The sequence below is a fragment of the Dyella lutea genome, from assembly GCF_024158035.1.
In the GTDB taxonomy this organism is placed as follows: domain Bacteria; phylum Pseudomonadota; class Gammaproteobacteria; order Xanthomonadales; family Rhodanobacteraceae; genus Dyella_A; species Dyella_A lutea.
In genome coordinates, this window is sequence record NZ_JAMZEK010000001.1 from 1,550,921 (window position 1) to 1,576,269 (window position 25,349).

The window sequence follows — 25,349 nt, forward strand, 5'->3', positions numbered from 1 at the left end:
CACCCCCGATAGCGAGCACCCCCCATGGCAGACGGCGGCATGACCCCCACGGAACCGAAGGTCGACGGCGATCGCCCCGCCGCGCGCCTGGACCTGCGCGACATCGCGCGCAGTCCGGCGTCGCGCCAACTGATGCTGCTGGTCGGCGTGGCGCTGGCCGTGGCGATGGGCGTGGCCGTGGTGCTGTGGTCGCGCTCGCCCAACTACGGCCTGCTGTACGCCGGGCTGGACCAGAAGGACGCCGCCGCGATCACCCAGGCGCTGCAGTCCACCAACACGCCGTACACGCTGAGCGCCGACGGGGCTTCGATCATGGCTCCGCAGTCGCAGTTGGCGTCGATCCGCCTGCGTCTGGCCGGGCAGGGCCTGCCACAGGGCAGCACCAATGCCACCACCGTCCCGGGGGCCGATTCGCCGTTCGGCATGAGCGACCTGGCCGAGCGCACGCGCTACCAGCAGATGCTCGAGACAGACCTGGGCAACACCATCGCCGGCCTGCAGTCAGTCCGCTCTGCGCGCGTGCACCTGGCGCTGCCCAAGCCGTCGGCGTTCATCCGCGACAACCACCAGGCCAGCGCCTCGGTGCTGGTGTCGCTGTTCCCTGGCCGCCAGCTCGACGCCAGCCAGGTGGCGGCGATCGTGCACCTGGTCTCTTCCAGCGTGCCGGACCTCGATCCCAAGCAGGTCTCCGTGGTCGACCAGCAGGGACAGCTGCTGACCGGCGATGCGCCGGACAGCGCCGCATCGGTGGGCGACACCCGGCTGCGCCTGGCCACCCGCATCGAGAACACCTATGCCGAGCGCATCGAAGAACTGCTGACGCCGCTGGTCGGCCCGGGCAAGGTGCGCGCGCAGGTCTACGTCGACCTCGACTTCAGCCAGACCGAGAAGGCGTCGGAAACCTACAACCCCGATCACTCCGCGCTGCGCAGCGAGCAGACCAGCAGCGAGCAGCGCACCGATACCGCTGCGGGCAGCGGCGTGCCGGGCGCGCTCAGCAACCAGCCGCCGAATACCCCGGCCCAGCCCACCGCGGCCAACCCGCAGGCCGGTGCGGCCGCGGCCACCGCGGCCACGGCGAAGACCGCCACGAGCACGCCCACCGAGAGTTCCTCCAGTGCGACCCGCAACTTCGAACTGGATCGCACCATCAGCCACGTCACCGACCCGGCCGGCCGCCTGGCCCGACTGAGCGTCGCGGTGGTGGTCGACAACAAGACCGTCGGTACCGGCAAGGACGCCAAGAGCGAGCCGTTCAGTCCGCAGGAGTTGGCCCACCTGACCGACCTGGCCAAGAACGCGGTCGGCTTCAACGCCGCGCGCGGCGACACGGTGAGCGTAGTCAACCAGGCGTTCCATCGCGATCCCAGCTCCGACGATACCGGCGAGCCGACGATGTCGTTCTGGCAGCGCCCCGGCATGCTCGATCTGATCAAGCAGGGCGGCGGCATCCTGGTTGCGCTGCTGGTGGCTTTCGGCCTGCTGCGGCCGCTGCTCAAGAGCCTGAGCCGCGGTCCGGCCCGTCCGGCCGAAGCGGCGAATGCCTTGCCCTCGCCGATGCCGAAAGTTTCCGTGCAGGTCGCCGATATTCCGGAGGATGAGCCGGCCCGCATCGGGCAGGCAATTGCCTACGAGCAGAAGATCAACATGGCCAAGCGCATGGTGAGCGAGAACCCCAAGCAGGTCGCGCAGGTCGTTCGCAACTGGGTGGGCGACAATGGCTGAGCAGGTTTCCGACGGCGCCCGCCAGGCCGCGATCCTGCTGCTCACGCTGGGTGAGCAGGATGCCGCGGAGGTGCTCAAGCACCTGTCCGCGCGCGACGTGCAAGCGGTCGGTTCGGCGATGGCCGGGCTCACCAGCGTCACCCGCAACGAAGTCGAGGGCGTGCTCAACCGGCTCAACGAGGACGTCGGGCACCAGACCGCGCTGGGCGTCGGCACCGAGGACTACATCCGCAAGATCCTCACCAATGCCCTGGGCGAGAGCAAGGCGGGTGGCCTGATCGATCGTATCCTGCTAGGTCGCTCCAGCAAGGGGCTGGAGTCGCTCAAGTGGATGGAAAGCCGCGCGATCGCCGAGCTGATCAACCTGGAGCATCCGCAGATCATCGCCCTGGTGCTGGCCCACCTCGAACCGGACCAGGCGGCCGAGGTGCTCGGCTACCTGCCGCCGCGCACGCGCTCGGACGCGATCATGCGCATCGCCACGCTCGACGGCGTGCAGCCGCATGCGCTGAACGAGCTGGACGAGATCATGGAGCGCCAGTTCTCCGGCAGCTCCAACAAGCTCAAGTCGGCCAGTGTCGGTGGCCTGAAGGCAGCCGCGGACATCCTCAATTCGATGGAGTCCAGTCGCGAGGCCGAACTGATGTCGGCGATCCGCACGCAGGACGCCGGCCTGGGCGGCAAGATCGAGGAGCTGATGTTCGTCTTCGACGACCTGGCCGAACTGGACGACCGCAGCATGCAGACGCTGCTGCGCGAAGTGCCGTCGGCGCGCCTGACGGTGGCGTTGAAGGGGGCCGAGTCGGCCATCCGCGAGAAGATCTTCGCGAACATGTCCAAGCGTGCCGCCGACATGCTGCGCGACGACCTGGAAGTGTCCGGTCCGGTGCGCGTGAGCGAAGTCGACGCGGCGCAGAAGGAAGTCCTGATGATCGCCCGCCGCCTTGCCGATGCCGGTCAGCTGACGCTCTCTGCCGGCGGGGATGACTTCGTCTGATGGCCGCGCAGATCATCCGCGACGCGTTCAGCGGGTTCCAGCGCTGGGAACTGCCGTCGGTCGTGGATCGCCTGGCCGTCGAGTCGACGCCGGAAGAGGGTGGCCCGCCGACCGTCGCCGAACTGGAAGCGCTCGAGCGCCAGGCGCGCGAAGAAGGCTATGCCGCCGGTCGCGCCGAGGGCCTGGCCGACGCGAAGCGCGAGCGGGAAGCCATGGTGCGGCAGTTCGAGACGCTGCTGGATGCCGCTGCGCGCCCGCTGGAAGCGCTCGACGAGGCAACCGAGCAGGAGCTGGCGCGACTGGCCACGGTGATCGCCCGCCGGGTGATCGCGCACGAACTGGCCACTTCGCCGGCACTGATCGTGCAGGCCGTGCAGCAGGCCGCGCGGGCGCTGCCGTCCGCGGCCCGTGAGGTGCGCGTGCGCTTGCATCCCGATGACCTGGCGGTGCTGCGCGAGCACCAGGTGGCCGAAGAACACTGGCAGCTGCTGCCCGATCCGGCGCTGTCGCGGGGCGACTGCGCGCTGGAGAGCGAGCGTTCGCGACTGGATGCCCGCGTCGATACGCGTCTGGCGGCCATCGTCGACGCGGTGCTGGGTATCGGCTCGGACGACGACGGCGGCGACGAGGTGACGGCATGACCCGTCCCGCACGCGCCGGCAAGGTCGTCTCGATGGCCGTCCATCCGGCGACTCTGAGACACCGCGCGATGTATGGCGCCGCGCAGCCGCAGGCCGGCTGGGTGGCACTGGCCGACTTGCCGGGCGATCCCCGCCTGGCCGCGCGCATCGCCCGTCGCGATGTCCGCTCCGGCCACCCGCAGGTGGCCGGCCGCGTGACGGTGTTCCTGCGTCTTGTCCTGCTTCGCAGGCTGTGGCGGCGTTGCTGCCGCAGCCTCTCCGTTTCGCGCCGCTGGTGGGCCCCCGCGAAGCCGACCGCCCCGTCTACCTCCCCCGACGGCATGGCAGGTTGGCCCAAGCGATCCCCCCGTCCCACGGGTGCCCACCTGCGGCGCGATTTCCCTTCGGTCCAGGCCCGTCGTCGACCACTTCGCAACGGGAGTTCGCGGTGAGCGGTGATCTGCTGGCACGGCGCAGCGAATACTGGCGCGAACGGCTCGCCCGTCGCGGCCGGCGCGCCGAGCTGGCGCATACCCTTACCGTGGAAGGCCGGTTGCGCCGCGTGGTCGGCCTGACGCTCGAGGCGGAGGGCTGCGAAGCGGCGCTCGGTTCGCGCTGTCTGGTGGACTCCGCCGATGGCGACCAGCTCGATACCGAGGTGGTGGGCTTCGCCGATGAGCGCCTGCTGCTGATGCCGGTGGGCGAGATGCACGGCGTGCTGCCGAATGCGCGGGTCCGTCCCTGCGCCCACGCCGGCGGCCTGCCGGTGGGGCAGGGCCTGCTCGGGCGCGTGGTCGGTGCCGACGGCCTGCCGCTGGACGGCATGGGGCCGCTGGATACCGACGAGCAGGCCTCGCTGAAGGCCGAGCCGATCAACCCGATGGAGCGCAAGCCGATCGACACCCGCCTGGACACCGGCGTGCGTGCGATCAACGCGCTGCTCACCGTCGGCCGCGGCCAGCGACTGGGCCTGTTCGCCGGCTCCGGCGTCGGCAAATCGACGCTGCTGGGCATGATGACCAAGTACACCGACGCCGACGTGGTGGTCGTCGGGCTGATCGGCGAACGCGGCCGCGAGGTGAAGGAGTTCGTCGAGCACACGCTGGGCGTGGAAGGGCGCCGCCGCGCGGTGATCGTCGCCGCGCCGGCCGACGCGCCTCCGCTCAAGCGCCTGCGCGGCGCCCAGTACGCCACCGCGATCGCCGAATGGTTCCGCGACCGTGGGCTGCGCGTGCTGCTGCTGATGGATTCGCTCACCCGCTATGCCCAGGCGCAGCGCGAGATCGCCCTGGCGATTGGCGAGCCCCCGGCGACCAAGGGTTATCCGCCGTCGGTGTTCGCGATGCTGCCGGCGCTCGTCGAACGCGCCGGCAACGATGCCGAAGGTCGCGGTTCGATCACCGCCTTCTACACGGTGCTGACCGAAGGCGACGACTACCGCCACGATCCGATCGCCGACGCGGCGCGCGCGATCCTCGACGGCCACATCGTGCTCTCGCGCGATCTGGCCGAGGCCGGCCACTACCCGGCGATCGACATCGAGGCTTCGATCAGCCGCGTGATGCCGGCGGTGGTCCGCCGCGAGCACCTGCGCTCGGCGCAGCGCTTTCGCCAGATCTATTCGGCTTACCGCCAGCAGCGCGACCTGATCGCGGTGGGTGCCTACCAGAAGGGTTCCGATCCGCAGGTCGACCACGCCATCACGATGTGGCCGCGGCTGCGCGCGTTCCTGCAACAGGAGGTCGATGAGCCGGTGACCCTGGTCCAGGGCATCGAGGCGCTTTGCGCGCTGACCGGCGAGGGCGAGGCATGAGCTCGCGCGCCGATCGGCTGCAGCCGGCCGTGGACCAGGCACACGACCGCCGTGACCAGGCCATGCAGCGTCTGGCCGAGCAGCAGCAGAAGCTGGCCCGTGCCGAACACCAGCTGGAGGAACTCAAGCGCTACCGGCACGACTACGCCTCGGCCCAGGCCGGCGGTACCAGCGTGCAGGCGTTGCTCAACCTGCAGCAGTTCATCGACCGCATCGACCAGGCGATCGCCCAGCAGGTGGCCGAAGTGCAGCGCCAGCAGCGTCACCTAGAGCATGCGCGGGGCCACTGGCGCGAGGCGCACGCGCGGGAGAAGGCGCTGGACAGCGTGGTGAGCCGCTACCGCGAGGCCGAGCGCAAGGCCGAGGACCGGCGCGAACAGTCCGATGTGGACGAGCGCATGCAGCACCGTCGCCCCCCGGGGCTCTCGCGCTGACCGCCATGCGCCCGTTGGCGCGAACCTTGCTGCCCAGCCTGTAACACGTCGCCCGCGACGAATTTCCGACGAGGTCACCATGCCCGCCACCGCACCGCTCCCCAAGATTTCCGTTGCCATGCCCAGCGCCGCCGCTCCGGCCAGCGAGTCCCGCGCCGGTTCCGGTGACGCGGCCCGCGTTTTCGACAGCCACCTGGACGCCGCGCGCCAGCAGCAGTCCGGCAAGGACGCGGCGCGGTCCATCCCCGACACCGCCAGCCGCGCCGATACCGGCGCCAGCAAGCCGACGCCGAAGAGCGCGGACAGCCAGCCGAAGGCCGACGATCCCAAGGACACCGCGAAAGCGGCGGCGGATCAGGGCAGCGCCGCGACCACCACGTCGCTGGTCGCCGGCGTCAAGACCCAGGCTACGACCGACGACACTGCCGACGGCTCCGACGGCCCGACCGACAAGCCCGCGGCGCACGACGACGATGCGTCGGCCAGTGGCGCCGCATCGGTCGCCGGCGCGATGCTCGCGTTGCTGGGACAGGCCATGCCGGCCAATGCCTCGGTCGTCACCGGCGGTGCAGCCAAGGTGATGGCGGCGAGCATTCTCAAGGCGTCGCTGGGTGGTCCGGCCGCGGTCGATGCCACTGTGTCCGGCAGCACCGATCCGGCCGCTGTCGCTGCTACGGCCAGCGACAGCACGACCGCTACCGACGCCGGCCCAACAGCGATCGGCACGGGGCAGACCCTGCAGGGTCTGGCCTCCTTCAACGATCTGTTCGCCTCCGGCCTGCCGAAGGCCGCCATGCGGCAGGACGACAAGAGCAGCATCGATGCGCTGGCCGGACTGATGCAGGCTGGTTCACCGGCCGCTTCCGCGCCGCTGACGGCGGCGCCGCACGCGCTCACCATCACCAGCCAGGTCGGCAGCGCCGACTTCACCCAGCAGCTCGGCCAGCAGGTGGCCTGGCTCGGTGGGCAGGACATCAAGCAGGCGCGGATCAAGCTGCATCCGGAGGAGCTCGGCTCGCTCGACGTGAAGGTGAGCGTGCAGCACAACGGGCAGGTCGACGTGACCTTCGCGGCCCAGCACCCGGCGACCGTGCATGCGTTGCAGCAGACCCTGCCGCAGCTCGACACGCTGCTGGCCCAGCAGGGGTTGTCGCTGGGGCAGGCGCAGGTCGGCCAGCAGTCGGCCGGGGGCGGCGATGGCAGCCGCTCGTCCTCGTCGTCCGGCGGTGCCGGCGATGCGACGGATGCGGCGATCGGCGAAGTGGCCGCAGCCCCAGCGACGATCAGCGCGGTGGGCCTGCTCGACGCGTTCGCCTGACGCAGTTCGATGCCGGGAGGGCGCCATCCGCCCGACCGGAACGGTCGGCGGAGGCTAGACTGCGCGCCTGCTTTCCGCGAAGGACACCCCGACGATGCAACTGGATCTGGCCAGCCTCAGCGCCGAGGAGGCCTACCGCTGGCTGACCGCCACCGTGACGCCGCGGCCGATCGCCTGGGTTTCGTCGGTTTCCGCCGCGGGCGTGACCAACCTGGCACCCTTCAGTTTCTTCCAGGTGATCTGCGACCAGCCGCCGACGTTGATGGTCAATGTCGGACTCAATCCGGGTGGGCGGCTGAAGGACACCCTGGTCAATGCGCGGGAGACCGGGCAGCTGGTGATCCATCTGGTCAACGCCGCGATGGCGCCGGCGATGAACGAGTCGGCCGCCACGCTGCCGCCGGAGGTCAGTGAGATCGAGGTGTGCGGCCTGGAGACGGCGCCCGGCATCCGCGTCGCCGTGCCGCGGCTGCTGCGGGCACCGGTCGCGTTCGAATGCGAAGTGGCGGAGATCATCCCGTACCCGGACGAAAGCCCGCGCCATTTCCTGATCTTCGCCCGCGTACTGCTGGCCCACATCGACGACGCGGTGATGGCCGACGGGCGTCATGTCGATCCGGGCAAGCTCGACCTGGTCGGCCGCATGGGCGGCGTGTGGTACGCGACCACGCGCGACCGCTTTGCGATGAAACGCCCGCCCTAGCGCGGGTATCCGCCGAAGATGCGCTCCAACCTTGCGCCGGCCAGCACTTCTTCCCACGGGAACCGCGGGCCAGGATCCCGCTTGCGCGGCACCTGCAGCGACGGATCGTCGCTGGCCGGCACGCGGGCGGTGTCCAGGTCCTCGTGGCCGGCGATCTGCCGCAGCGCCGGAAACTCCTCGCGCAGCCGCGCCAGCAGCGCCCTCAGGGCTGCGATCTGCGCGGGCGGATAGGGTTCGTCCATCGCCTGGTGACGCGAGTCGAACCAGTCCGGATAGCGCCCGGTGTTGACCAGCTCGATGCCGATCGACGCCGGGTTGTACCCGCGCACGTGGTGCGCCACGCGGGTGCCCGGCACGTAGCGTTCGATGCAGCCGTCGCGGTCGACGTAGTAGTGGCCGCTGTTGCCGGTGCCGCTGTCGTGCAGCACGCGCTCGCCGTATGTGCGGGCCATCGCCAGGTCGGGCAGCTCGGTGCAATGGATCACCACCAGGGTGACGGTGTCGGCCGGGCGCGCCTGAAGGCGGTCGACGTAGGGCAGGAAATGGTCGTGGACGGTGACGGGCATGCGCGGGAGTCTCGCACGGTGCCGCGGTATCATGAACGACCCGCCACGCCGAGCCGCCGCCATGCGCCCCCCGATCATCCTCTCGCACGGTGCCGAATCCGGCCCCGACGCCACCAAGGTCAGCGTACTGGCCCGGCTGGCCGAATCGCTGGGCTGGTCGACGCTGCGTCCGGACTATCGCGAGGACGACGCGCTCGGCCTGGCCGGCTCGGTCGCACCCCGCCTGGCGCGGCTGGAGGCAGCGATCCAGGCCCAGCCGGTGCCGCCGGTGCTGGTTGGTTCCAGCATGGGCGCGTTCGTTTCCGGGCTGGCCTCGCTCGAGCGACCGGTGGCGGGGTTGTTCCTGATGGCCACGCCGGAGTCCATCCCCGGCTGCGAGGTGGATTTCGACGTCTCGCCCGACGTGCCCACCGTGCTGATCCACGGCTGGCGAGACGAACTCTGCCCATTGGATGACATGGTCGCCTTTGCCGAGCGGCGGCAGCTGCCGTTGCTGATCCTCGACGACGACCATCGCCTGTCGGCCAGCGTGGACGCGATCGCCGGCCAGTTCCGGTTGTTCCTCGAGCACGTGGCGGGCCGCCCATGATCGCGTTCTTCGCCAGTTGCCCGAAAGGCCTGGAATACCTGCTGAAAGACGAACTGGCGGCGCTCGGCGCCGAAGACGTGCACGAGGCGCTCTCGGGCGTGCGCTTCACCGGCACGCTGGAGACCGCCTACCGCGCCTGCCTGTGGTCGCGCCTGGCCAGTCGCGTGCTGCTGCCGCTGGCGGAGTTCGACGCGGCCACCGACGAGGCGCTGTACGCCGGCGTGCAGTTGGTCGACTGGTCGGTGCACCTGTCCGAGCGGGCCACCCTGGCGGTCGACGCGCACACCACCCAGAGCAAGCTCAACCACAGCCAGTTCCTCGCCCAGCGGGTGAAGGACGCGGTGGTCGACCAGTTCCGCCAGCGTACCGGGCAGCGTCCCGACGTGGTCACCGACGAGCCTGATGTGCGCATCAACGTGCGCCTGCGCCGCGACCGCGCCACGCTGTCGCTGGATCTCTCCGGCAGCCCGCTGCATCGCCGCGGCTGGCGCGAGATGCAGGGCGAGGCGCCGCTGAAGGAAAACCTGGCGGCGGCGATGCTGCTGCGGGGCGGCTGGCCGCAGGTCTATGCCGAGGGCGGCGCGCTGCTGGACCCGATGTGCGGCTCGGGCACGCTGCTGATCGAAGGCGCGTGGATGGCCGCCGACGTGGCGCCGGGCCTGCATCGCGAATACTTTGGTTTCCTCGGTTGGGCACAGCATGACATCGCGCTGTGGAAGCGCCTGCACGAGGAGGCCCGCGCGCGTGCCGAGACCGGCCTGCGCGCGCTGCGCGCCTGCTTCTTCGGCGCCGATGCCGATCCGCGCATGGTGCAGACCGCCAAGCGCAACGCGCAGGCCGCGGGCGTCGCCGGCTTCTTCACGCTGGACCGGCATGACGCTACCCATGCGGCGCCGCCGCCGGGCGTGACGCGCGGCCTGGTGATCACCAATCCGCCGTACGGCGAACGGCTGGGCGAGCGCGAGCAGATGCCGCATCTGTATCGCGCACTGGGCGAAACCCTGCGCGCGCATTTCGCCGGCTGGCGTGCCGCCGTGCTGGCCGGTGACGCCGAGCTGGGACGCGCCATGCCGCTGCGCGCGGACAAGAAGTACACGCTCTACAACGGTGCGCTGGAGACGGTGCTGCTGACCTTCGAGCTGAACGCCCGCGAGACCGTGGCGCGCGAGCCGAGGCCGCTGTCGCCCGGCGCGCAGATGGTGAAGAACCGGCTGGAGAAGAACGTCCGCCACCTGCGCAAGCGGCTGGAGCGCGAAGGCATCCACTGCTGGCGCGCCTACGACCAGGATCTGCCCGAATACGCCGCGGCCGTCGACGTCTACGGCAACGCGGCCGGCGAGCGCTGGCTGCACGTGCAGGAATACCGCGCGCCGGCCGAGGTGCCCGCGGCGGTGGCGCAGACCCGCCTGCGCGAGCTGGTGCGCGTGGCCGGCGAGGTGTTCGAGGTGCCGCGCGACCACGTTGCGGTGAAGACCCGCGAACGCGGCAAGGGTGGCTCCAAGTACGGTCACTTCGACCAGCAGGGCCAGTTCGTCGAGGTGGCCGAGGGCGGCCTGCGCTTCCTGGTGAACCTCACCGACTACCTGGACACCGGCCTGTTCCTCGACCACCGGCTGGTGCGGGCGAAGCTGCGCGAACTGGCGAAGGGGCGGCGTGTCCTCAACCTGTTCGCCTACACCGCCACGGCCAGCGTCTATGCCGCGGCCGGCGGCGCGCAGGACACCACCAGCGTGGACCTGTCGGCCACCTACCTGGACTGGGCGTCGCGCAACCTCGCGCTGAACGGCTTCAGCGGCACGCGGCACCGGCTGATGCAGGCCGATGCGATGACCTTCCTGCGCGCCGACCGCGAACGCTACGGGTTGATCTACGTCGATCCGCCGACCTTCTCCAACTCCAAGCGCGCCGAGGATTTCGACGTGCAGCGCGACCACGTCGGCCTGTTGAACGCCTGCGGCGACCGGCTGGCGCACGGTGGCGTGATCGTGTTCTCGAACAATTTCCGCCGCTTCGCGCTCGATCGCGCGGCGCTGGAGGAGCGGTTCAGCATCGAGGATTGGAGCGGGCCGAGCATCCCGTTCGATTTCGCCCGCCGGGCGGACATCCACGGCTGCTGGCTGCTGCGCCTGCACGGTCCGTCGCACGAAAATCCGTGGGACAGCGCAAGAATCAAGCGTCGATGAATTTTCAGTGGCGATTAAGTGGCGCGAGCCGAGCATGGCTCTCAGATTCGAAGGAGGTAGCTCGCATGACTGGCATCCTTGGCAAACAGAAACTCGCAGCCGCCGGCGTCATGATCGCCGCGGCGCTGGCCATGCCGTTCGCCGCCAGCGCGCATGGCTGGGGTCACGACGGCTGGGGCCACGGCTACCGCGGTGGTTATCACGGCTACCACGGTGGCTATTACCACGGCGGCTATCACCGCGGTGGTCATTGGGAAGGCGGGCGCTGGATTGCCGGTGCACTGGTCGCCGGTGCAATGGTCGGGCTGATCGACGCAGCGGTGAACCCGCGCCCGGTCTACTACGACGCCCCGGTGGTCTATACCCGCCCGCGCACCACGGTGATCTACGAGGATCGCCCGGTGGTCGAGCGGCGCGTGGTCACCCGGACCGTGGTCTACAGCGATCCTTACGACACCCGCTACGTGCGTGACGACGGCTACGACGACGACGGCGATTGATCCACTCTCCGACGGGACGAGGTACGACCCAAAAAACGCCCGGCCATGGCCGGGCGTTTTTCGTTCACGCCCTACGGCTTGCTGGTGGGCTGGTCGGCGGCACTGCCGCTGCGTCGCGCTTTTGCCGAAAGCTGGTCGAACTCTGCCTTGTCGACGATCCGCACCGACTGGATCGCGCATCGAGACTGGTGATACGAGCTGACCGTCTCGCCTGCTTCGCCGCAGATCCGGTACACGCCCAGCGCGAGATTCGATCGGTTGGGGTGGAAGATCAGTCCGGCCGGTGGCTGCCCCAGTCGCGGGCACCGGGCCTGTAGCCCGACCACATAGCGCTTGGGACCAGTGCGTACGGTGGCCGTGCGGTCGTCGACGATGTGCCATTCGTTGATCTGGTCGACACGGATGCATTCGCTGATCGGCCGCAACGGTGTGCGAACCGGTGCGCTCTGCGCGGTGGCGCCGGTGCTCGTTGCCAACGCCAGGACAGGAAGGATGGTGGCCGTTCTCACGATGGGACCTCGCGATCGGCAGGGAGACAGTGAAACATGCAACACGGAATGCATGTGCGTGTCCACTATCGGCCATCCGCGGATCACAGGATCTGAACGTCCCGTGCAGGACAATCCGCCCTCGGTTCCCTGCACGGCATCCTGCATGCTCCCGCGCTTCGGCCGTCATCCCCGTCCATATGCTCTCGGCCTCCGGTGTGTGCCATGAAGGTGCCGGGCCTGTCTGCCGACACGTCCCTTCGCACGCGCTTCGACCGCATCCGTCAGGTCACGGTCGCGCTGGCCTCGCCGCTGTCGCCCGAGGACATGATGGTGCAGTCGATGCCCGATGCCAGTCCGGGCAAGTGGCACCTCGCGCATACCACCTGGTTCTTCGAGCAGTTCGTGTTGTCCCGGCGTCCCGGCTACGTGACGCGTCATCCCGGCTGGATGGTGCTGTTCAATTCCTACTACCAGTCGGTCGGGCCGATGCACGCTCGGCCGCGCCGTGGCCTGCTGTCACGACCATCGCTGGCCGACGTGCTGGATTACCGGCGTTACGTCGACGATGCGGTCGGCGAATGGCTGGAGGCCGGCGACGATCCGGACCTCGCCACGTTGGTGGAGCTCGGCTTGAATCACGAACAGCAGCACCAGGAACTCCTGCTCACCGACATCAAGCACGCGTTGTGGTGCAATCCGCTGCGACCGGCCTACCGGGTGGAGGGGTGGGCCGCAGGGTCGTCGCGACCCGTGCCCCTGCGTTTCCTCGCCGGAGACGAGGGTATCGTCGACCTCGGCCATGAGGGGGCGGGCTTCACCTTCGACAACGAGACACCCCGCCATCGCACGCTGTTGCAGCCCCACGCGCTGGCCAACCGGTTGGTCACCAACGCCGAGTACCTCGCCTTCGTCCACGACGGAGGCTACCGCGAGCCGGGACTCTGGCTGTCTGACGGCTGGGCCACGGTGCAGGCCGAGGGCTGGCAGCGCCCGCTGTATTGGCAGGACGACCTGGCCAGCGAATTCACCCTCGGCGGTGTGCAGCCGCTGGACCCCGAAGCCCCGGTGTGCCACCTGAGCTACTTCGAGGCCGACGCGTTCGCGCGCTGGGCCGAGATGCGCCTGCCGACCGAGGCCGAATGGGAGGCTGCGGCCGCTGGGCTGCCGGTGCGGGGCAATCTGCAGGAGCAGGCGCGCCTCCATCCGCAGGCAGCCACGCCGGGCGAAGGGCTGCGCCAGATGTTCGGTGACGTGTGGGAGTGGACCGCCTCGCCCTATGTCAGCTATCCCGGGTTCCGGCCGTTGCCGGGGTCGCTGGGCGAATACAACGGCAAGTTCATGAACGGGCAGTGGGTGTTGCGCGGGGGGAGCTGTGTCACGCCGTGCGACCACGTGCGCGCAAGCTACCGCAACTTCTTCCCTCCCCATGCCCGCTGGCAGTTCGCAGGGATCCGACTCGGAAAGGACTTATGAGCAGCACACTCCAGGCCACCTGGCTGCGCGACGACGATCGTCGCCCCCCCGACAATTTCATCCTCGAAGTGGTGCAGCGCGGCCTGGCCGCCAGGCCGAAGCGCCTGCCTTCCTGGCTGTTCTACGACGAACGCGGCTCGGAGCTGTTCGTGGCGATCTGCGAGCAGCCGGAGTACTACCTCACCCGCTGCGAGATCGCGCTGATGCGTGCGCACGGCGCAGAGATCGCTGCCGCGCTCGGGCCGGACGTGAGGCTGGTGGAATACGGCAGCGGCCACGCGATCAAGACCGACCTGCTGCTGGAGCATCTGGCCTCGCCGGTTGCCTACGTGCCGGTGGAGATTTCCCCGGAACCGCTGCGACAGAGCGTGCAGCGCCTGGGCGAACGCTTTCCCGATGTCGCCATGCAGCCGCTGTGCGCGGACTTCACCCGCGCGCTGCGCCTGCCGATCGCCCCCCGCGCCACGCGCCGGACGGTGATCTATTTTCCCGGATCCACCATCGGCAATTTCGAGGCGGCCGATGCCGCCGTGCTGCTGCGCAAGATGCGAGCGGAAATGGGCGAGAGTGGCGGCATCTTGATCGGCGTCGACCTGAAGAAGGACACCGCGCTGCTGGAGGCCGCCTACAACGATGCGGCGGGCGTCACCGCCGAGTTCACCCTGAACATGCTCGCCCATGTCAATCGCGCCATCGGCAGCGACTTCGACCTGCGCCGTTTCCGGCATCGCGCGCGCTACAACCCGATGGCCGGTCGCATCGAGACGCACATCCTCAGCAGCGAGGACCAGGTCGTGCGCGTGGGGCGGCAGCAGGTGCGCTTCCGCGAGAACGAGGCGATGCAGGTCGAGTACAGCTGCAAGTACTCGCTGGAGGATTTCGCCGCGCTCGCCCATCGTGCCGGGCTGGCGGTGCGCGAGACGTGGCTGGACCCCGAACGGATGTTCAGCGTGCAGTACCTGGTGCGCGCCTGAGCTCCCGTCGCCCGCATCACCTGCGGGACGTCGTGCGTATGCGATGAGCCGTGGGCAGAGGCGGATCCCGACCGGAATCGCCTGACCCGCCCCGGCGCCGTGCCGTTCCGTTCCCCGCTGGAGCTCCGCTGCATGACCGTTTCCCCGTCCCCGCGCATCGCCATCGTCGGTGCCGGCATGACCGGCCTGGCCTGCGCGCGCGAACTGCACCGGCGCGGCCTCGCCCCGCGGGTGCTGGAGAAGAGCCGTGGGCTGGGCGGGCGGATGGCGACGCGACGCACCGAGCGCGGCGATCGCTTCGATCACGGCGCGCAGTTCGTGACCGCCCGCGATCCGCATTTCGCCGCCGAACTCGAGGCATGGGTACGGGCCGATGCCGCGCGGCGCTGGTCGCCGCGGCTTCCCTCCCGGGCCGACGCGCCGGCCCATCCCCGGTGGATCGGCGGGGACGGCATGAAGCGACTGGTCGAGCCGCTGGCGGCGGGCGTGGATATCCGGCTGCAGGCGACGGTCGCCAGGCTGTCGCGCCAGGACGACGGGTGCTGGCGGCTTGCGCTGGAGGAGGGCGACTGTGTCGATGGATTCGATGCCGTGGCGATCACTGCTCCGGCGCCGCAGACCCGGGGATTGCTGGAGCGGGCCGGGTCGCCGCTGGCCGGTGCGCTGGACGTGGTGGCGGTCGCGCCGTGCTGGGCGCTGATGCTGGCCTTCGGGACGCCGTGGGAGCTGCCGTTCGACGCCGCGCGGCTGGACGACGGTCCGGTGGCGTGGCTCGCGCGGCAGGCCAGCCGGTTCAGCGGCGAAGGCCTTGTGGACGGCTGGGTGGTGCACGCCTCGCCCGCGTGGAGCCAGGAGCATCTGGAATGCACGCCCGACGAAGTGGTGCCAAGTCTGCTGGCCGCGCTCGCCGCACAGCTCCCCGCACCACCGCCGCCCGTGTTCACCCGGGCTCACCGCTGGCGCTACGCGATGACCATGCGGCCGCTGGGCCGGCCCTTCCTCGCCGATTCCGCGAACGGCTTGTGGGCGGGCGGCGACTGGTGCCTCGGCGCCCGCGTCGAGAACGCGTTCCAGAGCGGCGTCGCCATGGCCGGATCGATCGCCGACGCGCTCGGCGCCTGAGTCCTCAGGCCGGCCGCCGCGCACCGAGCATGATCAGCACTTCCTGCGCGCTGCGGATGCGCTCGGTCGCGCCGGGCAGGTCCAGCGTGACCTTGAGCTTGTCCTGGCCTTCGAGCTTGTAGACCCGCGGCAGGCTCTGGATCAGCTTGATGATCAGCAGCGGGTCCACCTCAGGCTTCTCACGGAACAGGATGCGCCCGCCGGTCGGGCCGAAGTCCAGCTTGCGGATGCCCAGCGGCGTGGCCATCAGCTTCAGCGTGGCCAGCGCGAACAGGTGCTTGGTGGGTTCGGGCAGCAGGCCGAAGCGGTCGATCATCTCCACCTGCAGGTCGCGCAGATGCTCGTCGCTCTTCGCGCTGGCGATGCGCTTGTACAGCGTCAGGCGTGCGTGCACGTCGGGCAGGTAGTCGTCCGGAATCAGCGCCGGCAGGTGCAGCTCCACTTCGGTCTCGTGTTCGGAGCTTAAGTCGAAGTCCGGCACCTTGCCGCTCTTCAGCGCGCGCACGGCGCGGTCGAGCAGCTCGGTGTACAGGCCGAAGCCGATCTCCTGGATCTGGCCGGACTGCTCGTCGCCCAGCAGCTCGCCGGCGCCGCGGATTTCCAGGTCGTGCGTGGCCAGGGTGAAGCCGGCGCCCAGTTCCTCCAGCGAGGCCAGCGCTTCGAGACGCTTTTCCGCATCCGGTGTCATCGACTTGCGATCCGGCACCACCAGGTACGCATACGCGCGATGGTGCGAGCGACCGACGCGCCCGCGCAGCTGGTGCAACTGGGCGAGGCCGAAGCGGTCGGCGCGGTTGATGATGATGGTGTTGGCGGTCGGGATGTCGATGCCGGTTTCGATGATCGTGGTGCACACCAGCACGTTGAAGCGCTGGCGGTGGAAGTCCGCCATCACCTGCTCCAGCTCACGCTCGGGCATCTGGCCGTGGGCGATGCCGATGCGCGCCTCGGGGATCAGCTCCTGCAGCTCGCGCGCGGTGCGCTCGATCGACTCGACCTCGTTGTGCAGGAAGTACACCTGGCCGCCGCGCGACAGCTCGCGCTGGAACGCCTCGCGGATCGTCGCCGGATCCCACGCCGCCACGAAGGTACGCACCGCCATGCGATGCGCCGGCGGTGTGGTGATCAGCGACAGGTCGCGCAGGCCGCTCATCGCCATGTTCAGCGTGCGCGGGATCGGCGTGGCGGTCATGGTCAGCAGATCGACCTCGGCGCGCAGCTTCTTCAGCTGCTCCTTCTGCCGCACGCCGAAGCGCTGCTCCTCGTCGACGATCACGAGGCCCAGATTCTTGAACTTGATGTCCGGCTGCAGCAGCTTGTGGGTGCCCACGATCACGTCGATCTGGCCGTCGGCGAGGCGCTTGAGCGCCTCGTTCACTTCCTTGCTCGAGCGGAAGCGCGAGAGCACGTCCACCTTCACCGGCCAGTCGGCGAAGCGGTCGGCGAAATTGCGGTAGTGCTGCTGGGCGAGCAGGGTGGTCGGCACCAGCACCGCAACCTGCTTGCCCGCCGTGGCCGCGGCGAAGGCGGCGCGCAGCGCGACCTCGGTCTTGCCGAAGCCCACGTCGCCGCAGATCACCCGGTCCATCGCGCGCGGCGCGGCGAGATCGCCGAGCACCGCGTCGATCGCCTGCTCCTGGTCCGGCGTCTCCTCAAACGGGAAGCTGGCGCCGAACTCCTCCACCAGCTGGCGATCCACCGCCATCGACTCGCCGCCGCGCGCCTCGCGCTGGGCATAGATCGCCAGCAGTTCGGCAGCGACGTCGCGCACCTTCTCGGCCGCCTTCTTGCGCGCGCGCTCCCACGCATCGCCGCCCAGCGAATGCAGTGGCGCCAGTTCCGGCGCCGTGCCGGAGTAACGGCTGACCAAGCCGAGCTGCGCCACCGGCACGTAGAGCTTGTCGCCCTTGGCGTACTCGATGATCAGGAACTCGCCTTCCATGCCGCCGAGCTCCATCGACTCCAGGCCCTGGTAGCGGCCCACGCCGTGGTCGACGTGCACGATCGGCGAGCCGATCGAGAGCTCGGTGAGATCGCGGATGATGGTGTCCGGATCGCGCGCCTGACCGCGCCGACGCTTGCGCTCGCTGCGCACGCGCTCGCCGAACAGTTCGCGCTCGGTGAGCACGGTGATCGCGGGTTTGATCAGCGCGAAGCCCTGCTCCAGCGGGGCGATGGTGATGGCGAAGCGCGCACCCGCTCCCTCTCCCCCGGCTTTGCGCGATGCGGCTCCCTCTCCCCCGGCTTGGCCGGGGGAGAGGGTTGGGGTGAGGGGGGCGCTCTTGTTTTCGGACGAGGAGCCAGAAGCCCCCCTCTCCCCAGCCCTCTCCCCCGACTGCGTCAGGGGAGAGGGGGCAGTCCCGGCCAGCCCGAGGAATGCGTTCCAGCTCTCCACGTTCGCCGGCTTCATCCCCGCCGCCGCCAGTTGCTCGATCAGCGATTCGCGCCGCCCCGCCGAATCGGCAGCCACCAGCACACGCCCCTTGTAGCTGGCCAGAAAGTGCTTGAGCGACGTACCGGGCTCCTCGCCCTTGCGGTTCAGCGCCACCTCGGGGGCCGGCTGCGTGCCGGCATCCACGCTGTGCTCGTGGCCGGAGGGCACGATCTCCACGCGCAGGCGCTTGTTCCACTGCTCGCGCAGCTGTTCGGGCGAGAGGTACAGCTCGGCCGGCGGCAGCACCGGGCGCTCGATGTCGTGCGCGCGCTGGTCGTAGCGCTCGGCGGTCTGCGTCCAGAACTGCTCGGCCGCCTCGCCGGCGCCTTCGCCCAGCACGAACAGCGCATCGCTGGCGAGGTAGTCGAACAGCGTGGCGGTCTGCTCGAAGAACAGCGGCAGGTAGTACTCGATGCCGCCGGGCGTCACGCCCTCTTTCATGTCCTGGTAGAGCGGACAGCGGCGGATATCGATCGGGAAGCGCTCGCGCAGGCGCGTGCGGAAATCCTTGGCGGCATTATCGGTGAGCGGGAACTCACGACCGGGCAGCAACTCCACCTTCTCCACCGGCTGCTGCGAGCGCTGGGTCTCCGGGTCGAAGCTGCGGATCGACTCCACTTCGTCGTCGAACAGCTCGATGCGGTACGGCTCGGCCGCACCCATCGGGAAGATGTCGATCAGCGCGCCGCGCACGGCGAAGTCGCCGGCCTCGGCCACCTGCGGCACGTAGCGGTAGCCGGCCGCCTCGAGCCGGCGCTGTTCGGCGAGCAGGTCCAGTTTCTGGCCCTTGGCCAGCATCAGCCCGGCGCCGGTGATGTGGCTGCGCGGGGCGATGCGCTGCATCAGCGTGGCTACCGGTACCACCAGCACGCCGCGCGTCACCGACGGCAGCCGGTACAGCGTGGCGATGCGCTGGGAGACGATCTCCGAGTGCGGGCTGAAGATGTCGTAGGGCAGGGTTTCCCAGTCCGGGAAGTGCAGCACCGGCAGGTTGCCGGCAAACAGCTTCAGCTCATCCTCCAGCGCCGAGGCGCGCTGGGTGTCGCGGGTCACCGCAACCAGCAACCCAGGGTGCGAGCGCGCGGCCTCGGCGATCAGCAGCGCCCGCGCCGACCCGTGTGGCGGGGTCCAGAAGCGGCGCTGGCGCGGCGTGGTGGGAAGCGGCGGGTGGAAGATCGTGGGGCTGGAATCGGGCATGGACTGGCGCGTGGCTCGTCGACGCGCGGGGGCGCGGATAAAGCGCGCTAGTGTAGCGCGCCATTGCCGGCGAGCCGGCGGCAACCGTCCTCAGGAGCCCGCGCGCGGGCGATGCTACTGCTCCTGATTCCGATCGAAGCAAAAGCCAAGAGCATCGCCCGCGAGCGGGCTCCTTACCGGCGAAGGCTGTGGCTAGAGCCTGAGCGAGATCTGCGTAGTGCCGGGCTCGTCCAGGGCGGGGCGGCGCTGGAAGCCGAGCTCGCGGCACAGCTCCAGCATGGGGCGGTTCTCCAGCAGCACGTAGCCCCAGATCTCGTGCAGGCCGCGGTGACGGCAATCGTCGACCAGCCGCTGCATCAGCAGGGCGCCCAGGCCACGCCGGGCCCAGTCGTGCTCCACCAGCACTGAGAACTCGGCGCTGTTGGCCGACTCGTCCACGTAGATGCGGCCCACGCCGCGCATCTCGGCCGGTTCCACCGCCTCGTCCATCAGCACGAAGGCGGTTTCCTTCGCCGGGTCGATGTTGCACAGGCGCTGCGCCATCGGCTCGGGCAGCTCGGACATCGCGTGCAGGAAGCGGCGGCGGATGTCCTCAGGCGAGAGCCGGGTAAAGCAGCGCTTGAGGGCGGCGACGTCGTCGGGCCGGATGCCTCGGAGGAACAGGCTGCGACCGTCGCGGGTGCGCACCGGCTCGCCCAGGCTGGCCGTGGGCACGGCCTCCAGGCGGGGTGCGAAGCGCTCACGGCTGCGCGGCGGGACGATCATCTGCTGGGCGGGACGCATGCGGGGAAAGGCAAGCTGCATGTTCATGGCCATACTGTAGCGTATTTAGTGCGGTGCAGCATGAACGCGGGCGGCACTGGTATGGCCGGACGACTGGAGTGGGAGGCCACGTTGCGTCTTGGATTCCCGGGGTTCGTGCCATGATGGTCTGCTCCGGTTATGTCGCGCTGCGGCAACCCGCCACACATGGAGTCTGACGATGTCCCAGAGCCTGGCCCAACTGTCGTTGCTGGTGAACGACTACGACGAGGCGATCGCCTGGTTCACCACGCGATTGGGTTTCACCTTGCGCGAGGATACGCCGCTCGGTGGCGGCAAGCGTTGGGTGGTGATGGCGCCGCCGGGCTCCGATGGCACCGGTCTGCTGCTGGCGCAGGCGGCAACCGACGAGCAGCGGGCGGCCGTCGGTCGCCAGGCAGGCGGGCGCGTGTTCCTGTTCCTGCGCACCGACGATTTCTGGGGCGATTACCGGCGCATGCTCGCCGTCGGCGTCACGTTTCGCGAGACGCCGCGCGAAGAGCCATACGCCACGGTGGCGGTGTTCGAGGACCTGTACGGCAACCCCTGGGACCTGCTGCAGCCGAAAGGCTGAGTGCCGCGCTCAGTCGGTCACGTCAGGCTCGAAGAAGCTCCAGCGGATCTCGCCGAACTCGGACTTCATCGCCGCTTCCACCGCATTGATGGCATCGATCAGGCCGCGGTCGGAGCTGGCCGGCGCCATCTTCGCCTTCACCGCCACCATCACGTCCGGGCCCATCTGCAGGGTGATCAGGTTGAGCACCTCGGCCACTTCGGACCGGCTATTGAGGAAGGTGAGCAGCTCGGCGCGGCGGCGCGGCTCCACGCCCTGGCCGATCAGCAGCGCCTTCACCTCCACCGCCAGCAGCACCGCCACCACCAGCAGCAGCACGCCGATCGCCAGCGTGCCCAGCGCGTCGAACATCAGATTGCCGGTGAGCATGGTCGCACCCACCGCCAGCGCGGCCAGGCACAGGCCGAGCAGGGCGGCCAGGTCCTCGCCGAAGATCACCAGCAGTTCGCTCGAGCGCGTCTCGCGGAACCAGGTCCACAGCGGCTGGTTGCCGCGCGCCTTGTTCACTTCCTGCAGACAGCCGCGCATCGAGATGCCTTCGGCGACGATGCCGAACACCAGCACGCCCAGCGCCAGCCACGGCCAGCGCAGTGGCTCGGGGTGGCCGAGCTTGTGCACGCCCTCGTAGACCGAAAACATGCCACCCACGCTGAACAGCAGGATCGCCACCAGGAACGACCAGAAGTACATGGCCTTGCCCCAGCCGAGCGGGAATTCGTCCGACGGCGGCCGCCTGGCCTGACGCATGCCGAGCAACAGCAGGCCCTGGTTGCCGCAGTCGGCCAGCGAGTGCACCGCCTCGGCCAGCATCGCGCCAGAGCCGGTGACCAGGGCGGCCACCAGCTTGGACACGAAGATCGCGAAATTCGCGCCGAGCGCGAGGAGGATCGCCTTGAGTGAATTGGCGTGGCCGGACATGCGGGTGTTCCATCACGGGTCGGGCCGCACAGTGTAGCGGCGCCACTCGACGCCGCGGCGCGGCTCAGTGGATGCCTACGCCCACGCCGATGCCGAAGTGCACATTGCTGCGGCCGGATTCCAGTTCCTGCCGGGTCCAGCGATGCGCCTGGTCGACCTTCACCAGCGGAAACACGTAGTCCGCCTCGCCGACCTTGCCGGCGCGGCTGCCGGCCAGCGTGCCGGTGAGGGTCATCAGCGCGCCTTCCGGGTAGTCCATCGGTTCGACGAAGCCGTGCATGACCGCGATGAAGCGGCCGTTGCCGCTGTCGCCGACCTGTGGGCGCTGCGAGCGGTCCAGCGGGAACGCCAGCACCTCGATCTCGCTGCGGTCGGCCAGGTTGTGCACGGCCACGATGCGACCGCCCCAGATCACTTGCCCGTTGGCGTAGCGCTCTGGCGTGCTGGCGACCTGGAACGGCACCGCGGACACCAGGTTCGGCGAGGTCTTGTAGATCGGCGCGGGCGCGCACGCGGCCAGGGCCAGCAGGGTCAGCGGGGCGAGCAGTCGTGACAGGGGGCGGACGAGGCGACGCATGGCGAGCTCCGGAGCATGGGCACGAAAGGAGGGCCGTCGTGGGCCGGAACGAGCGCCGCGACGGCACCGCGAGCTTAGCGCGGACGGGGCGACCGCGGCGCCGGGGATCGGGGCGCAGGCGTTGCCTCGCTGCTGTCGTTCACCAGCCAGTCCAGGTTCCAGCGTGCCGGCTGGCCCTGGCCAAGCAGGCGGGCCATCGCGCCCAGCGGCTCGCGCAGCAGCTCGTCCAGATTCCACGGGGCGTTGAGTACCACCATGCCCGAGCCGTTGAGGCGCAGCGGGGAGTCGTCGGCATGCACCAGCAGTTCGGCGCGCAGCACGCGCCGGGCCATGCCGTGCTGCAACCCGCGCAGGAACGGCTGCACCTGGCTGCGCAGCTTGATCGGGTACCACACGGCGTAGACGCCGGTCGGCCAGCGCGCCAGCGCCGCCTTCAGCGCCCGCTCGATCACGCGGTACTCGGCGTCCTGCGCCTCGTAGGGCGGATCGATCAGCACCAGTCCGCGCTTCTCCTGCGGCGGCACCAGCGCCTTCAGCGCCTCGTAGCCGTCGCGATGGTGCACATGCACCCGGGCGTCGTGCGCGAACAGCTCGCGCAGGCGGGCCGCCTCGTCCGGGTGCAGCTCGCACAGGTGCGCGCTATCGCCCTCGCGCATCGCGCGGGTCGCCTGCAGCGGCGAGCCGGGGTAAAGCTTCAGGCCGTCCTCGTTGCCGGGCAGCGCGAGGATGCCGTCCAGCCAGCGGCGCAGCAGCGGCGGCAGCGTGGCGGCCTGGCCATTGTCCGCGCCGAGGTCGGGGAACAGCAGGCGGCGGATGCCGTCGCGGTACTCGCCGGTCTTGCCGGCCTCCTTGCCTTCCAGTGCATAGCAGCCGCTGCCGGCGTGCGTGTCGATGTAGGCGAACGGCGTGGGCTTGGCTTCCAGCGCTTCCACCAGCGCCAGCAGCACGACGTGCTTGAGGACATCGGCGAAGTTGCCGGCGTGATAGGCGTGGCGATAATTCATGGGCGGCGACCGGCAGGGAAGGCCGCCAGTATAGGTGGCGGGCTCCACACCTTGCGGAGGGAGCCCGCGCGCCTGCATCGTCGCCTCAGCGGCCGAAGACGTGCCCGATCGCCGCGGCGATCTCGCCCGCGTGCGTTTCCAGAGCGAAGTGCCCGGTGTCGAGGAAGCGCACGTCGGCATCGGGCAGGTCGCGCTTGAACGCCTCGGCACCCGGCGGCAGGAAGAACGGATCGTGCTTGCCCCAGATCGCCAGGAAGCGCGGTCGATGGGCGCGGAAGTACGCCTGGAACGCGGGGTACAGCGCCACGTTGCTCTGGTAGTCGCCGAAGAGGTCCAGCTGTATTTCGTCCGACCCCGGCCGGGCGAGGTAGTGGTTGTCCAGTGCGATGCCGTCCGGCGACACCAGCGATTCGTCGGGCACGCCGTGCACGTACTGCCAGCGGGTGGCTTCCGGTGCCAGGAAGGCGCGCAGCGCATCGCGGTGCTTCTGTGAGGGGTCGCTCCAGTACGCCTGGATCGGGTTCCAGCCTTCGCTGAGTCCCTCGACGTAGGCGTTGCCATTCTGCGACACGATGCCAGCAATGCGCTCCGGATGCTTCATCGCGATGCGCAAGCCGACCGGGGCGCCGTAGTCGAAGACGTAGACCACGAAGCGATCGAAGCCGACCACCTCGGTGAACCGGTCGATCACCTGCGCCAGATGGTCGAAGGTGTAGGTGAACGCATCGCGTGGCGGCATCGCCGACTGGCCAAAGCCCGGCAGGTCCGGCGCGACGATGTGGAAGCGGTCGGCCAGCAACGGAATCAAGTCGCGGAACATGTGGCTGGAGCTCGGGAAGCCGTGCAACAGCAGCAGCTTCGGTGCACCCGGCCGGCCGGCTTCGCGATAGAACACGTTGAAGCCGTCGACGTCGGTAGAGCGGTAATGGATGGTGGTGGACATGGCGGTTCTCCTGGTGGATGGGTGGGTTGCGCCGAAGGCGCATCAATCGGTGCTGGTCGTGCGCAAGACGCTGCCGGGGGCTTCCGGCCGCAGGTAGAGGACCAGCGCGGTACAGACGAGCAGGAAGCCGGCAATCGGCGACCACAGCGCGACCGCCGCGGCGGTTGCGACGATCAGCAAGGTGCCGGCGGAGCGACGCCGGGCCATGCGCCGGGCACGTGCACAGACCTGCCGTCCGTCGGCCTGCGCGAACACGTCGCGCTCGAACAGCCGGTAGGCGAGGTTCACGCAGACGAAGACGCCGGCATAGAACGCCACCGGCATCGCCGCCAGTTCGGTACGTGCGATCCACGCGGTGGAAAACGGCACCAGCGACACCGCGAACAGGTGCGCGAAGTTCACCCAGATCAGTCGCGGCGTGGTGCGGCGAACGAGCCGCAGCAGGTGATGGTGGTTGACCCACACGATGGCGATGAACAGGTAGCTCACCGCATAGCTCACCGCCGTCGGCCACAGCGGCGCGAGTGCGGCCAGCGACGCGCTCTCAGGTGCCTTCAGCTCCAGCACCATCAAGGTGATGATCACGGCGACGACGGCGTCCGAGAACGCGCCGACGCGTTCGGTGCCAGAAGGTTCATATGGCTCGCGCATGGCGGCGTTCCCCGTGCGATGACTGCGATGGACGGTTCAGTGGGCGACGGCGTCGATCGCCTGCCGGATCAGCGCGGCAACCAGGGCCGGTGCGGTCACGCTCGGGGTGTGATCGAGCGGATGGCTATGCCGCGTGGCGCCCATCCGCTCGGCCATGAAGGCCTGGGTCTCACGCGGGATCATCCGGTCCCGTTCGGCCAGCAGGTACCAGCTCGGCAGGTCGTGCCAGCGCGGGCGATCCATCGGCACCGAGATGCAGGCCGGGGAGAGCGGTCGCTGCAGCGAGGCGAGCACCGCCTGTTCCTCCGCCGAAGCGTGCTGCGCGAAGGCTTCGGCGAACGCCCGCTCCGGCAGCCAGAGCAGCCCATGTGCATCCGGCGCCAGCGTCGGGGCCTGTGGGTGCGGCGTGTCGCGACCGAACACCTCGGCGACGGTCTCGCCCTGGTCCGGCGCCAACGCGGCGACATAGACCAGGCCCTTCACCTTGTCGCTGCGCGAGCCGCCGATGACGGCGCCGGCGTAGGCATGGCCGACCACCACGGTCGGGCCGTCCACCCGCTCCAATGCGCGATCCAACGCGGCGACATCGTCGGCGTAGGTGGTGAGCGGAATCGATGGAGTAACCGTCTTTATGCCTTCTTGATGGAGCTTTCGGATGACCTGGGTCCAGCTCGATCCGTCGGCCCAGGCACCGTGCACCAGTACTGCGGTGATCTCGTTTGTGCGCATGGCATAGACTCCA

24 protein-coding genes are annotated in these 25,349 nt (G+C 69.5%); 14 read left to right on the top strand and 10 right to left on the bottom strand.

The genetic code is table 11. The features are described from left to right. The first annotated feature begins 24 nt into the window (after positions 1-24). The 7 genes from fliF (at position 25) to NC595_RS06830 (ending at position 7,610) form a co-directional block, all read left to right on the top strand. Positions 25-1,725: a flagellar basal-body MS-ring/collar protein FliF gene (gene fliF, locus NC595_RS06800; protein ID WP_253565581.1), complete on the top strand. Its 1,701-nt coding sequence runs from the start codon at positions 25-27 to the stop codon at positions 1,723-1,725. After that, positions 1,718-2,722, top strand: a complete 1,005-nt coding sequence (fliG, locus tag NC595_RS06805; RefSeq protein WP_253565582.1) for a flagellar motor switch protein FliG — start codon at positions 1,718-1,720, stop codon at positions 2,720-2,722. Before fliF ends, fliG begins: the two co-directional genes overlap by 8 nt. Next, positions 2,722-3,363, top strand: coding sequence for a flagellar assembly protein FliH (locus NC595_RS06810; protein ID WP_253565583.1), 642 nt, complete (start codon positions 2,722-2,724; stop codon positions 3,361-3,363). The genes fliG and NC595_RS06810 overlap by 1 nt, the downstream gene beginning before the upstream one ends. Positions 3,364-3,790: 427 nt before the next feature. Next, entirely contained in the window at positions 3,791-5,155 is a 1,365-nt protein-coding gene (fliI, locus tag NC595_RS06815) for a flagellar protein export ATPase FliI (RefSeq protein WP_343214893.1), read from the top strand. Then, positions 5,152-5,589, top strand: coding sequence for a flagellar export protein FliJ (gene fliJ / locus NC595_RS06820; RefSeq protein ID WP_253565584.1), 438 nt, complete (start codon positions 5,152-5,154; stop codon positions 5,587-5,589). The genes fliI and fliJ overlap by 4 nt, the downstream gene beginning before the upstream one ends. A 79-nt stretch (positions 5,590-5,668) precedes the next feature. Then, complete coding sequence (locus NC595_RS06825; RefSeq protein WP_253565585.1) at positions 5,669-6,907, top strand: flagellar hook-length control protein FliK; 1,239 nt, start codon at positions 5,669-5,671, stop codon at positions 6,905-6,907. A 94-nt stretch (positions 6,908-7,001) separates the two neighbouring features. Further along, positions 7,002-7,610, top strand: coding sequence for a flavin reductase family protein (locus NC595_RS06830; RefSeq protein ID WP_253565586.1), 609 nt, complete (start codon positions 7,002-7,004; stop codon positions 7,608-7,610). Here the strand turns inward: NC595_RS06830 and NC595_RS06835 are convergent. After that, complete coding sequence (locus NC595_RS06835) at positions 7,607-8,176, bottom strand: N-acetylmuramoyl-L-alanine amidase (RefSeq protein ID WP_253565587.1); 570 nt, start codon at positions 8,174-8,176, stop codon at positions 7,607-7,609. The genes NC595_RS06830 and NC595_RS06835 overlap by 4 nt on opposite strands. Positions 8,177-8,237: 61 nt before the next feature. Between NC595_RS06835 and NC595_RS06840 the strand changes: the two genes are divergently transcribed. The 3 genes from NC595_RS06840 (at position 8,238) to NC595_RS06850 (ending at position 11,448) form a co-directional block, all read left to right on the top strand. Continuing rightward, positions 8,238-8,765 (top strand): alpha/beta hydrolase, encoded by a 528-nt coding sequence (locus NC595_RS06840; protein WP_253565588.1) that lies wholly within the window; start codon positions 8,238-8,240, stop codon positions 8,763-8,765. Further along, positions 8,762-10,948 carry a bifunctional 23S rRNA (guanine(2069)-N(7))-methyltransferase RlmK/23S rRNA (guanine(2445)-N(2))-methyltransferase RlmL gene (gene rlmKL, locus NC595_RS06845; protein WP_253565589.1) on the top strand — a complete coding sequence of 729 codons (2,187 nt, stop codon included), beginning with the start codon at positions 8,762-8,764 and terminating at the stop codon, positions 10,946-10,948. Before NC595_RS06840 ends, rlmKL begins: the two co-directional genes overlap by 4 nt. Before the next feature lie 65 nt (positions 10,949-11,013). Next, a complete protein-coding gene (locus NC595_RS06850) occupies positions 11,014-11,448 on the top strand; it encodes a hypothetical protein (protein ID WP_253565590.1) in 435 nt (144 codons plus the stop codon). A 71-nt stretch (positions 11,449-11,519) separates the two neighbouring features. Here NC595_RS06850 and NC595_RS06855 read toward each other — a convergent pair whose 3' ends face one another. Further along, positions 11,520-11,957, bottom strand: coding sequence for a DUF6491 family protein (locus NC595_RS06855; RefSeq protein ID WP_253565591.1), 438 nt, complete (start codon positions 11,955-11,957; stop codon positions 11,520-11,522). Between the two features lie 204 nt (positions 11,958-12,161). Between NC595_RS06855 and egtB the strand changes: the two genes are divergently transcribed. The 3 genes from egtB to NC595_RS06870 all read left to right on the top strand — a co-directional run bounded on the left by egtB (position 12,162) and on the right by NC595_RS06870 (position 15,508). After that, positions 12,162-13,412, top strand: a complete 1,251-nt coding sequence (gene egtB / locus NC595_RS06860) for an ergothioneine biosynthesis protein EgtB (protein WP_253565592.1) — start codon at positions 12,162-12,164, stop codon at positions 13,410-13,412. Then, the gene (gene egtD / locus NC595_RS06865) at positions 13,409-14,386 is read left to right on the top strand and encodes an L-histidine N(alpha)-methyltransferase (protein ID WP_253565593.1); all 978 of its coding nucleotides are present in this window, start codon (positions 13,409-13,411) and stop codon (positions 14,384-14,386) included. Before egtB ends, egtD begins: the two co-directional genes overlap by 4 nt. Before the next feature lie 132 nt (positions 14,387-14,518). Further along, positions 14,519-15,508, top strand: a complete 990-nt coding sequence (locus tag NC595_RS06870; RefSeq protein ID WP_253565594.1) for an NAD(P)/FAD-dependent oxidoreductase — start codon at positions 14,519-14,521, stop codon at positions 15,506-15,508. A gap of 4 nt (positions 15,509-15,512) precedes the next feature. On the opposite strand, the gene mfd is transcribed toward NC595_RS06870, so the two are convergent. Both mfd and NC595_RS06880 read right to left on the bottom strand, forming a co-directional pair. Next, entirely contained in the window at positions 15,513-19,139 is a 3,627-nt protein-coding gene (mfd, locus tag NC595_RS06875) for a transcription-repair coupling factor (RefSeq protein WP_253565595.1), read from the bottom strand. Positions 19,140-19,331: 192 nt separating this feature from the next. Beyond that, positions 19,332-19,949 carry a GNAT family N-acetyltransferase gene (locus NC595_RS06880; protein ID WP_253565596.1) on the bottom strand — a complete coding sequence of 206 codons (618 nt, stop codon included), beginning with the start codon at positions 19,947-19,949 and terminating at the stop codon, positions 19,332-19,334. A 172-nt stretch (positions 19,950-20,121) separates the two neighbouring features. On the opposite strand from NC595_RS06880, the gene NC595_RS06885 reads away from it, so the two are divergent. Further along, positions 20,122-20,514 (top strand): VOC family protein, encoded by a 393-nt coding sequence (locus tag NC595_RS06885; protein ID WP_253565597.1) that lies wholly within the window; start codon positions 20,122-20,124, stop codon positions 20,512-20,514. A gap of 9 nt (positions 20,515-20,523) precedes the next feature. Here NC595_RS06885 and NC595_RS06890 read toward each other — a convergent pair whose 3' ends face one another. The 6 genes from NC595_RS06890 to NC595_RS06915 form a co-directional block, all read right to left on the bottom strand. Next, the gene (locus NC595_RS06890) at positions 20,524-21,432 is read right to left on the bottom strand and encodes a cation diffusion facilitator family transporter (RefSeq protein ID WP_253565598.1); all 909 of its coding nucleotides are present in this window, start codon (positions 21,430-21,432) and stop codon (positions 20,524-20,526) included. A 64-nt stretch (positions 21,433-21,496) separates the two neighbouring features. After that, complete coding sequence (locus NC595_RS06895) at positions 21,497-22,009, bottom strand: Slp family lipoprotein (RefSeq protein WP_253565599.1); 513 nt, start codon at positions 22,007-22,009, stop codon at positions 21,497-21,499. A gap of 74 nt (positions 22,010-22,083) precedes the next feature. Beyond that, positions 22,084-23,013 (bottom strand): 23S rRNA (adenine(2030)-N(6))-methyltransferase RlmJ, encoded by a 930-nt coding sequence (locus NC595_RS06900; RefSeq protein WP_253565600.1) that lies wholly within the window; start codon positions 23,011-23,013, stop codon positions 22,084-22,086. A gap of 85 nt (positions 23,014-23,098) precedes the next feature. Beyond that, positions 23,099-23,956 carry an alpha/beta fold hydrolase gene (locus NC595_RS06905; RefSeq protein WP_253565601.1) on the bottom strand — a complete coding sequence of 286 codons (858 nt, stop codon included), beginning with the start codon at positions 23,954-23,956 and terminating at the stop codon, positions 23,099-23,101. Between the two features lie 42 nt (positions 23,957-23,998). Continuing rightward, a complete protein-coding gene (locus tag NC595_RS06910) occupies positions 23,999-24,607 on the bottom strand; it encodes a TMEM175 family protein (RefSeq protein WP_253565602.1) in 609 nt (202 codons plus the stop codon). Between the two features lie 36 nt (positions 24,608-24,643). Then, complete coding sequence (locus NC595_RS06915; protein ID WP_253565603.1) at positions 24,644-25,336, bottom strand: alpha/beta fold hydrolase; 693 nt, start codon at positions 25,334-25,336, stop codon at positions 24,644-24,646. Positions 25,337-25,349 lie beyond the last annotated feature (13 nt).